Origin of the sequence: uncultured Nostoc sp., from assembly GCF_964247315.1 — a bacterium.
GTDB lineage: Bacteria > Cyanobacteriota > Cyanobacteriia > Cyanobacteriales > Nostocaceae > Nostoc.
Genome location: NZ_CAXTTT010000191.1, coordinates 1 through 9,625 on the forward strand (window position 1 = coordinate 1; position 9,625 = coordinate 9,625).

Here is a 9,625-nt window from a genome sequence, read left to right on the forward strand (position 1 = left end):
ATTTTACCAGTTTTAACCTCCGCTTTTTTCTGAGTTTGTGAGAAATTCGGGTTCAGAATTCGCAAGAGGGTAGGAGGGAGGATTGGGGATTATTGTAGACGCGTTGCGATGAGCCTGCAAGCTTCACCCAAAAGGCTTGCCGCAGGCGATCGCTTAGTGTACGGCAAAAATTTTGATGTCGCAAACTCACCATCAAAATTTTCCCAGAGCAGATAATATCATGTCTGATTAATTACTTATAATTCAAAAATCTCTGCGTTTGCGTGTCTTTACATCAGTCCAAATTACAACTATTCAACCGGACACGATTTCAGGAGACTTTAAGTGCGAAGGATAACTAGTTGGTATAGTTTTAATCATCTATTCTGTATCTGTCGTTCTCGGTCGATCGTGACAACAAAGTGTCGCATTTTTATCTTAGGATATAAGTAGTTTGAAATAGGCTCAAGGCATTCTCACACTGTAATGTGACCTGCTAAGGAACAGAAGGCAGCAGGGAAAAAAACTAACTCAACCAAATGGTAGAGGATATTAAAAGCACCAAATGAATTTATAATATAGTAATCTTTACAATTGGAAAAACGTAGAAAGAAAGTCTTCTTTACTACCTCAATCTGCTGTCTGTGATTTGATTCTTAACCCCCAAATATTTGTAGAACTTAGTAATGAAAAAATTAGTTAAAGGTCTGCGCGAATTTAAATCTAGCTATTTTTCGACGCATCAACAATTGTTTGAACAACTTTCACACGGTCAAAAGCCCAGGGTCTTATTTATTACCTGTTCTGATTCGCGTCTCGATCCAAATCTAATTACACAAGCCCAAGTTGGTGAATTATTTGTGATTCGCAATGCAGGTAACATCATCCCACCGTATGGGGCAAGTAATGGCGGTGAAGGTGCGACAATTGAATATGCTGTTCAAGCTTTAGATGTTCGCCAAATTATTATTTGTGGTCATTCTCATTGCGGTGCAATGAAAGGATTAATGAAGTTACACAATCTCAGCGATGAAATGCCGCTTGTACATGATTGGCTTAAATATGCAGAAGCAACTCGAAGGCTAGTTCTAGACCACTATAGCCACTACGACGAAGAAGAACTGCTAGAGATTATGATTGCCGAAAATGTTCTTACTCAAATTGAGAATTTGCGGACATATCCAGTGATTCACTCTAAGCTTTATCAGGGGGAACTCAGCATTTATGCTTGGATTTATCACATTGAAACAGGAGAAGTTTTCGCATACGATCCCCAGAAGCACGCTTATGTTTTGCCTCAAACTCTGCTTCCAGAATCAGAAATAGATGAGTCGTTCAGGGGTCAGGTTCCAAATACCAATGTAGCAGTGCGTTCCCCTCAAAACCAGCAGGATGATGTTCAACCTTATGAGAAACAGTCTATTTCGGCATTTGAGTGGTTTCCAATGAGACGCCTTTCTCCAGAACAGATGGAGCGAATTTATCGAGGTTCAAATAATGGAAGTTGAAAGACAAAAATATAGAATTGCAAATATCCTCTGAGAGGGTTGGGGATGGGGTTTTTGTATCTTAGAGCTTTTTCAGGTAAATAGACCACGCAGTAGGGGCACAGCAATGCTGCGCCCTGACGATAGATGTGCTTCAGTTATTCTTTTATGGCTTTTTCACAGTATCAACTTTTGCTTCTACCTTCACCGTTTTTACACCTTGAACTTCTTTAGCCAAAGTTTCAGCTTTCTTGAGTTCTTCAACAGAAGTCGCCGTACCTTTGAGGATAATTTCACCCTGTTTGTTTTCAACTTGTAACTTATTGCCTGGTAAACCTTTGTTCAACTTTACGCTAACTTCAGTTTTTAAGTCACTTTTAGCTTTTGTTGCTGCCGTTTTTTCAGAATCGGTTTTAACTTTAGTACCTGTAGTAGCTGCTGAAGGAGTAGTTTGTGTTTCTGAAACTTTGGCAGTTTGATTTGTTTGCGAAGCTGGTTTTGCTGGTGCCTGAGCGGCTTCATTTGTTGTGCTAGGAGTTTCCGAACCTGTTTTAGGAGCCTCTTGACAGCCAAAAGTACCAACTACCAAAATGCCACTAACTACTAATAGAATTAGCTTTTTCATCATCTATCTCCGAATTGAGTACTTGAAGCGGTTGATTGAGGTGTATGTCATGGTGAGGAGCAAATTAAAAAAACAATTAAAAGTAGAGTAACAAAAACGCTTAAGCAATGGCTCAGGTTACTGAAAATTAAAATTTGGACGATTTCTTGAAGCTAAGATTTTGCGCCCAGTTTTGAGAAATGCCAATTCAATTTTCCTGACGGCTGCTAACCAGGATGGCTTTGCACATCTGTGGCTCTCGATGAATTTAACGTAGATGCTGAGTAGCCCTTTCGATGGTAGACGATGCTACCCCACAGTGGTGACTCGATGTTATCAGATTTGAGTCAATTTGGCGATATCTATAACGAATTCCAAACTTCAGTTTTTTTGCAATCCTGTATAAGCATTCTTACCAACAAAATGTTACTTTATAAAACTATGGCTTACTTAACAATGCCTTAAATATCAGGAAATATTAGCCAATGCCCTACCTTACTTCGGCTAGCGAAATTCGTGCTATTGTCGCTGAATATACAAACGCTAAAACACTGTGGATAGATACAGAAGTCGCTGACTATAAAAGTCGTAATCCCCGGTTATCGGTGATTCAGCTATTAGATAATCCTCAAGATATGAGTGGCGATCGCGTCTATCTTTTAGATGTCCTAGATCAGCCTAATATTATAGCTGAATTTATTGAGAAAATTATGATAAATTCTGCCATTGAAAAAATTTTTCATAACGCGAGTTACGATCTAAAATTTCTCGGTGGCAAGAAAGCCAAAAATATTACTTGCACTTTGGAAATGGCTAAAAAAATTCCTTATTATATTTTGCCATTACCCAACTACCAACTCAAAACAATAGCTACAGCACTTTGTAGCTTTAACAATATCGATAAACAAGAACAAAAAAGCGATTGGGGAAAACGCCCTCTGACTGAAGAACAGATAGAGTATGCTTACTTAGATTGTATTTATCTGGCTCAAATCTACTCAAACTTATTAACATTACAAGCCCAAGCCAGCCCCGATCCCGTAACAGAAGATTTAAGAATGCTAAGTACTAGATACTCACAACTTGAGCAGCAATGCAAGTTGTTAAATTCCGAATCTGAGCATTTGCAAGAACGTATAAAAAAAGCCATGCAAGCTCAGAATATATCTGAAACTGCCTATTACAAACTGACTAGTTATGAGCGTACTACAATCAAAGCTACTTTTACAGAATTGGCAAGGCTAGCACAAAGTGAAGGTATTAATTTAGATTTTCCGATCGCACTCACTCAAAAACTCCAAAAAGATTTAGGGCAAAATCTAGAAAAACTCTCTGTAGATATTGAAAAAAGCACTTCTTGGCGGCTAAATTCCAAAACTCAAGAGAGCGATATCGAGGATGAATAAATTGTTTAAATAGCTACAAATGCCAAGATTTATGGAGTTATTATTTAGAATAAATCTTCACATTTTTTTAAAGTGTTCTAGAAAAATACAATCAACAGGATGTTATTGTTCATAAATTCATTTTAAATAAATACAAAGATGACAATAGCAAAGAGCTAAAGTGATAAGTTTTATACTTTATATTTCCAGAGATTTATTTAAGATAACTATTAAATAAATCTCTGGAATATCAGGTAAATTTATCAATTGGCTTGAAATCTCTATCAAAAGTTAAAATAACTATTGAGTTAAAGAATTAAAATCTAGATTTTGGTATTAATTGCGTTCAGGTGTTATGGCAGTTTATATTAAATTATGAGACGGCGTTTATTTAAACAAAAGCTAACAAAGGTAAATCAAGTATTTACCATAGCTGTTTTTACTACATTGACCGCAATTAGCAGTGTTTCTTGCAGCAAGAATGACAATGTTTTGGTGACAGAAATAGGAGTCACTCAACCTAGCCGTCGTTCAGCTACAACTTCCATTGGTGGAGAATTCTATCTTCAGGGAAAGAATCAGCATTTAAACGGCGATTTGCAAGCTGCGATCGCTTCATACAGTAAGGCAATTAGTCAAAATTCTCAGTATAGCGCTGCCTACAACGCGCGGGGATTAGCCTACTTTGATTTGGGAGACAAGGAAAAAGCGATCGCAGATTACAATCAAGCACTCCGCATCAACCCTAACGACGCCGAAGCTTACAATAACTTAGGGAATGCCCGCGCCTCACTGGGAAACAACAGAGAAGCAGTTAAAGATTACAGTGAAGCGATTCGCCTGAATCCCAACTATGCCGAAGCCTACAATAACCGAGGAAATGCCCGCGCCACCAATGGAGACAAAAAAGGGGCAATAGACGATCTCGATCAAGCGATTCTGCTTAACCCCAAATATGCGATCGCTTATAATAACCGAGGCAATGCCCGTGCTGCCAATGGAGATCCTCAAGGTGCGATCGCAGATTACAATCAAGCCATTCGCTTCAATCCTAACTTTGCCCCTGCCTACAATAATCGGGGAAATGCTCGCGCCACTAATGGAGACAAACAGGGAGCGCTCAAGGACTTACAACAAGCAGCAAGCATTTTTCAAAGTCAAGGTAACAACGACTTATACCAACAAGTGATGGATAACATCAAAGAACTTGGACAGTAGCAGAGGGGCAAGGAGCAGGGGAAACCCAATGCCCAATGCCCAATGACAAATGACAAAATCACATCCCAGAACCAATGTGAATGCGATCCTCAACTTCCGCAAATTTTTCCTGTGCCAGCTGTTCAGTACTTAATAGTGAAACGACAATCGCCACAATAAATGCCAGTGGGATACTGATTAATCCAGGATTTTTTAGAGGAAAGGGTGCAGAAGCGTGCTTGAGAATCGTTACTTGAATAGTAGGTGATAAATAAATCAGCACTAAAGAGGAGACAGTACCTACTAACATACTCGCAACTGCACCATTAGTAGTGAAGCGTCGCCAAAGCATGGATAAGAGTAACGCTGGGAAGTTTGCACTTGCTGCGATCGCAAATGCTAAACCTACCATATAAGCTACGTTTTGCCCTTTAAACAAGATGCCCAGCAATATTGCCACTAAGCCCAAAAGCATTGTTGCACCGCGAGCCACCTTCAGCTGTTCTGACTCGTCAGCATGACCAGAGCGCACCACATTCACCCATAAATCGTGAGACAATGCAGCTGCACCTGAGAGTGTCAACCCAGCGACAACTGCTAAAATCGTCGCAAAAGAAACAGCGGCGATAAAACCTAAGAAAGCATCACCACCAAGAAATTCTGCCAACATCGGCGCAGCCATGTTACCACCAGTACCAATTTTCTCAATGGCATCTTTACCTACTAGCACCATTGCTCCAAAGCCCAGGATAAAGGTAAGGAGATAAAAAACGCCAATAATAGCCGTGGCGTAAGTAACAGAGAGCCGCGCTGCTTTAGCGTCGGGTACTGTGTAGAAACGCATTAGGATGTGGGGTAATCCAGCAGTGCCGAACATCAACGACATCCCTAAAGAGATAGCATCAAAGGGGTTAGAAACTAGTTTGCCTGGAGCTAATACACCTGTATACTTCTGGGATGCAGCAGCGAAAAGAGCGATCGGGTTAAAGCCAAATCGTGCCAGTACTAAGATAGCTAATAAGACAGTTCCGCCGAGCAACAAAACTGCTTTGATAATTTGTACCCAGGTAGTGGCAATCATCCCGCCAAAAATCACATAAGCCATCATCACACAACCGACGATGACCACAGCTAATTCATAATCAAAGCCAAACAATAGTTTGATTAGCTCACCAGCACCTACCATTTGGGCAATTAAGTAAAAGCTAATCACTACCAGCGTTCCGATCGCAGATGCAATACGTACAGGTTTTTGCTGCAAGCGATAAGCCACTACATCGGCAAAGGTGTATTTACCTAAGTTACGTAATGGTTCGGCAATTAGAAACATAACAATCGGCCAGCCTACCAGAAAGCCGATAGAATAAATTAAGCCGTCAAAGCCGTTGAGTGCGACTAGCCCAGCGATACCTAAAAAGCTAGCTGCACTCATAAAGTCTCCTGCTAGGGCCAGCCCATTTTGGAAACCACTGATTTTACCGCCAGCTGTATAGAACTGTGCCGTATTTTTGGTAAGCTTTGCCGCCCAATAGGTAATGCCTAAAGAACTTACAACAAACAGAAAAAAGAAAGCGATCGCCAACGGGTTAAACTTACCAAGACTAGTAATATCCGCCGCTAGTGGCAGATCGAACCACACACTATTCATGCTTTTTTTGGTTTAGTATTTTGGATTTAGGACTAGAAATTGCTAATAGCTAATTCGTCTTACTCAGTGCTGAGTGCCGAGTGAGTCAAATACTACTCAGCACTCAGCACTTTTGACTCAGCACTCTTCATTTGCGTGTTAGCCTTGCGATTTGGTCGTCATAACTGCTATTTGCCCAACGCACGTAAATAAAAATTAATACCCATGCTGAGACAATTACTAACGCCCCTAATAAAATTCCCAGACTGAGACCAGGAACTACTAATGACCCCAGCAGGGGCTTATTGAACGCGATTAATAGGATAAAGCCGAAGTAAATAAACATCATGGCTCCACTGAGAATCAGGGATATCCGCCAACGTTCAGCGGCGAGAGCCTGGAGAGCCTTTGTACGATCGTTCATGTCTTCCTTTAGGTTGAGAAGATTAGGTCAGATTGTCTCATTGAAGCTGATTTCTGCGTAATTTTCTTAAAGATTATTAGTAAATCTATTGCTATATCAGGTAATAAAATTAACTTTGCAAAGCGATATATCAAAATAACAAGACAATAGCGATTCTATTTTGAGTCAGAGAAACATAAAACTATAGATGCATTTAGACACAAATAAAGCCGAGAGTCAGGGAGATAACACTCCACAACAAACTGGTCATCTGACGCTGAATCCTGTAGTTCACATGGGCAAAGAATCAATCATCTTTCTCTGTCTCATGGGTATAGCTTGGGGACAAATGCCCGTCAACCCATCTAAGTTTCGTTCTGGGAAGCTAGGCAATATTTTGGTATCAGCAGCAGGGCCATTGTCCAATCTGGCTTTAGGAATTCTATTTATTATGCTGCTCAAACTTTTCTTTAACCCAAATCTTTCAGGACTCTTGAGTGTCAAATTTCTTTATCTGGCGGCTCGGATTAATTTGACATTATTTTTGTTTAATCTCTTGCCAATTCCACCACTCGATGGCTTTCATATTTTCAGTGAAATTTTTCCTCAACTAAAGCCACTGCAATATAACCAATTTGGACTCTTTGCGATGATGCTTCTATTTATAATTCCGGATTTTGGGATAGGAATTAGTCGCATTGCTGATTTGTTTATTCGTTCAGGATTGGCGATGTAAACAGCAACTTTTTAGGTAAATAAAAAGGAAAACTTGAATGGAAATCAAGAAAAAACTTGTAGTTGCTGCTACTAGCGTTACCTTGAGCATTGCTGCTGTACTTCTTCCATCTGAAGAATCAATGGCGAGTATATTACCTGTAGATCAATATAATCATTCTGTAAGTAACCATTTAGTCAAATATCCCCACGAAATAAGTCAACAATTAATGGTTGTGCAATCAGGGCTACTTAACTCTTTATTAGGGGATTTAAGAGTTGAAAAATATAATTTAATACCCTGTTTTAATCAAGAGCGATCGCCATTTACATCTTCCATTGAATTATTGATGAAATTATTGCTTATTGGAAGCTTTTGTTCTGTATAAATGGTAGGTTATACTTCCTTTGTGGAACGCTATTTTCAAATCATTAATAAAGATTTAAAAATAATTTACTACAGTATTTTATTGCTACTATCTTTACAGATTATAGGTAATGTTATTGTTTTAATGTCTTCACCCACAAGTTCAATTGCTTCTGCAATTCATCCAAGCTCTAGCTGTATTTTAGGGAAACCATAATCTATTAATCATAGGGTGCGTTAGACAGAACGTCGTAACGCACCACAACAGTTCAAGCTGGTGTAGTACTCTCCACTTTAACACACCCTAAAAAATTGGAAATTAGAATTAGTATGCAATCTAATTATCTACACCTACAGAAATAAGTTTGCTGTAGTATTCAGTTTTTGCATAGATACCGAGAAGACTATCACCAACTGCAAAAAAAGTACCTTCATGCTCATCTTTAGAAAATTGCAAACTTGGATATTTAGCAGCAGCTTCGTCAGCAGTCATGGCTTTTGCTTCCATTTGTTCTGGCAATAGTCCAGTAGAACCAATGTAAAATACTAAGGGAGATATCTTGTCTTGGTAGATATTTTCTGCATATTTTTCTAACTTGTTATTTGCCGTTGTTAAAGCTGCAACCATTTCTTCTTTGCCGATCTGCTTACCAGTTTGTTTATCCTGCAATAACTGCGCTAAACTATCAGCACCAACTTTCTTAAGAATACCTCCAACAATTCCATTTAGATCAAGTCCAAGAAAATCATCAAAAATTGGTTTCATCAACTCGTCAACTTTTGTAATCTTAGTACGTGATGATAATAACCTATGCCTAACAGTGAGATTCTCATGAAATACCATCTCAAAACTCGGCTTCATGATAATTTCTCCGGTTTCTTTGTTATAAAGGCGATACATTCTATTGAGAAACTTGTTAGCAGAAGGAAACTTACTCAGGTTCAGAATATCTTGACTGCCAATATCGATTTTATAGCTCAATTTTGAGTCAATATTACCATCGACTAAAGCTTTATTGATATCAGTGTATTCGTTGGTTGTAGGAAAGTTGATGTAAATATTTTTAGACAGATAGTGCTTTTTAAACTCATCTAACTGCATCTCTATAAATACATCTGACTCCTTTTTCAAGTGAGCGCAAATAATACTAGTCAGTACTTTAATTTCTGCTAGTTCATTGAATAGTCCATCAATACTGCTGTAATAACTATTAACAGCTACAAGCGGCAAGTTATCTAACTGAATCGTATGTTCAGCCCGGAAGTCAAATTCTTCTGCATTCAGTATGCCTTTTTCTTTGAGTAAGTCAAAGACTTTTTTACTGCTAATTTTGACTTGTAATGAATTTACGTTGATTTTGCCGTCACTTACAATTGTGTAATTATTAAAGGTGTTGAGGTCATTTACTAATAACCCTGCTACTTCAATGGTAGGAGTTTGGTCTTCAAATTTAGCAAGTTTAACTCTACGTTTGACAAGCATATTGATAGTAGCAGTATTGCGGTTAAACTGAAACTCGCCCATACCAACATAGTCAGCATCATCCATATATTCTATTATCAACCAAGGTTGAAGCAGTTCTCCCTTTTCGTTTCTAACACCTCTAATACGTTTAATACCTGTTCTTTGATAATGTTCTTGTAAGTGCTTAATATTGATGATAATATGATTGCGGTATTGTGCAAAAATTTGGATTAGTTCTACTAGAGAAATCTGATTCTTTGTCATATTGCCACCTTCCATTTAAAGGTCAAGAATCTTTTCAAATCACTGTTACTGAAATCTATTACTCTGACAAAATAATCTGGGGAGCATCCCACTTTTTATTATTTAAAAAAAGGTAAATAAAGCATGAGAAGGT

9 protein-coding genes are annotated in these 9,625 nt (G+C 38.6%); 5 read left to right on the forward strand and 4 right to left on the reverse strand.

Annotated features, from left to right (window positions below; all coding sequences use genetic code 11):
• The first annotated feature begins 665 nt into the window (after positions 1-665).
• Positions 666-1,487 (forward strand): carbonic anhydrase, encoded by an 822-nt coding sequence (locus ACFE93_RS32710; RefSeq protein ID WP_375479980.1) that lies wholly within the window; start codon positions 666-668, stop codon positions 1,485-1,487.
• A 145-nt stretch (positions 1,488-1,632) separates the two neighbouring features.
• Here ACFE93_RS32710 and ACFE93_RS32715 read toward each other — a convergent pair whose 3' ends face one another.
• Complete coding sequence (locus ACFE93_RS32715; RefSeq protein ID WP_375479994.1) at positions 1,633-2,091, reverse strand: BON domain-containing protein; 459 nt, start codon at positions 2,089-2,091, stop codon at positions 1,633-1,635.
• 464 nt (positions 2,092-2,555) lie between these two features.
• Between ACFE93_RS32715 and ACFE93_RS32720 the strand changes: the two genes are divergently transcribed.
• Both ACFE93_RS32720 and ACFE93_RS32725 read left to right on the forward strand, forming a co-directional pair.
• A complete protein-coding gene (locus tag ACFE93_RS32720) occupies positions 2,556-3,476 on the forward strand; it encodes a ribonuclease D (RefSeq protein WP_375479982.1) in 921 nt (306 codons plus the stop codon).
• A 354-nt stretch (positions 3,477-3,830) separates the two neighbouring features.
• Positions 3,831-4,673 carry a tetratricopeptide repeat protein gene (locus ACFE93_RS32725; protein WP_375479984.1) on the forward strand — a complete coding sequence of 281 codons (843 nt, stop codon included), beginning with the start codon at positions 3,831-3,833 and terminating at the stop codon, positions 4,671-4,673.
• Between the two features lie 58 nt (positions 4,674-4,731).
• Here ACFE93_RS32725 and ACFE93_RS32730 read toward each other — a convergent pair whose 3' ends face one another.
• The gene (locus tag ACFE93_RS32730) at positions 4,732-6,300 is read right to left on the reverse strand and encodes a sodium/solute symporter (protein WP_375479986.1); all 1,569 of its coding nucleotides are present in this window, start codon (positions 6,298-6,300) and stop codon (positions 4,732-4,734) included.
• A 127-nt stretch (positions 6,301-6,427) separates the two neighbouring features.
• Entirely contained in the window at positions 6,428-6,703 is a 276-nt protein-coding gene (locus ACFE93_RS32735; RefSeq protein ID WP_265271491.1) for a DUF485 domain-containing protein, read from the reverse strand.
• Positions 6,704-6,890: 187 nt separating this feature from the next.
• Between ACFE93_RS32735 and ACFE93_RS32740 the strand changes: the two genes are divergently transcribed.
• Both ACFE93_RS32740 and ACFE93_RS32745 read left to right on the forward strand, forming a co-directional pair.
• Entirely contained in the window at positions 6,891-7,418 is a 528-nt protein-coding gene (locus ACFE93_RS32740; protein WP_375479988.1) for a site-2 protease family protein, read from the forward strand.
• Positions 7,419-7,455: 37 nt separating this feature from the next.
• A complete protein-coding gene (locus ACFE93_RS32745) occupies positions 7,456-7,785 on the forward strand; it encodes a hypothetical protein (RefSeq protein ID WP_375479990.1) in 330 nt (109 codons plus the stop codon).
• A gap of 315 nt (positions 7,786-8,100) precedes the next feature.
• Here ACFE93_RS32745 and ACFE93_RS32750 read toward each other — a convergent pair whose 3' ends face one another.
• Positions 8,101-9,492: a hypothetical protein gene (locus tag ACFE93_RS32750; RefSeq protein WP_375479992.1), complete on the reverse strand. Its 1,392-nt coding sequence runs from the start codon at positions 9,490-9,492 to the stop codon at positions 8,101-8,103.
• Positions 9,493-9,625: the final 133 nt, after the last annotated feature.

Coding starts and splice junctions, on each gene's coding strand:
- ACFE93_RS32750 (WP_375479992.1), bottom strand. CDS start 9,492: ATGACAAAGAATCAGATTTCTCTAGTAGAACTAATCCAAATTTTTGCA.
- ACFE93_RS32720 (WP_375479982.1), top strand. CDS start 2,556: ATGCCCTACCTTACTTCGGCTAGCGAAATTCGTGCTATTGTCGCTGAA.
- ACFE93_RS32735 (WP_265271491.1), bottom strand. CDS start 6,703: ATGAACGATCGTACAAAGGCTCTCCAGGCTCTCGCCGCTGAACGTTGG.
- ACFE93_RS32730 (WP_375479986.1), bottom strand. CDS start 6,300: ATGAATAGTGTGTGGTTCGATCTGCCACTAGCGGCGGATATTACTAGT.
- ACFE93_RS32740 (WP_375479988.1), top strand. CDS start 6,891: ATGCATTTAGACACAAATAAAGCCGAGAGTCAGGGAGATAACACTCCA.
- ACFE93_RS32715 (WP_375479994.1), bottom strand. CDS start 2,091: ATGAAAAAGCTAATTCTATTAGTAGTTAGTGGCATTTTGGTAGTTGGT.
- ACFE93_RS32725 (WP_375479984.1), top strand. CDS start 3,831: ATGAGACGGCGTTTATTTAAACAAAAGCTAACAAAGGTAAATCAAGTA.
- ACFE93_RS32745 (WP_375479990.1), top strand. CDS start 7,456: ATGGAAATCAAGAAAAAACTTGTAGTTGCTGCTACTAGCGTTACCTTG.
- ACFE93_RS32710 (WP_375479980.1), top strand. CDS start 666: ATGAAAAAATTAGTTAAAGGTCTGCGCGAATTTAAATCTAGCTATTTT.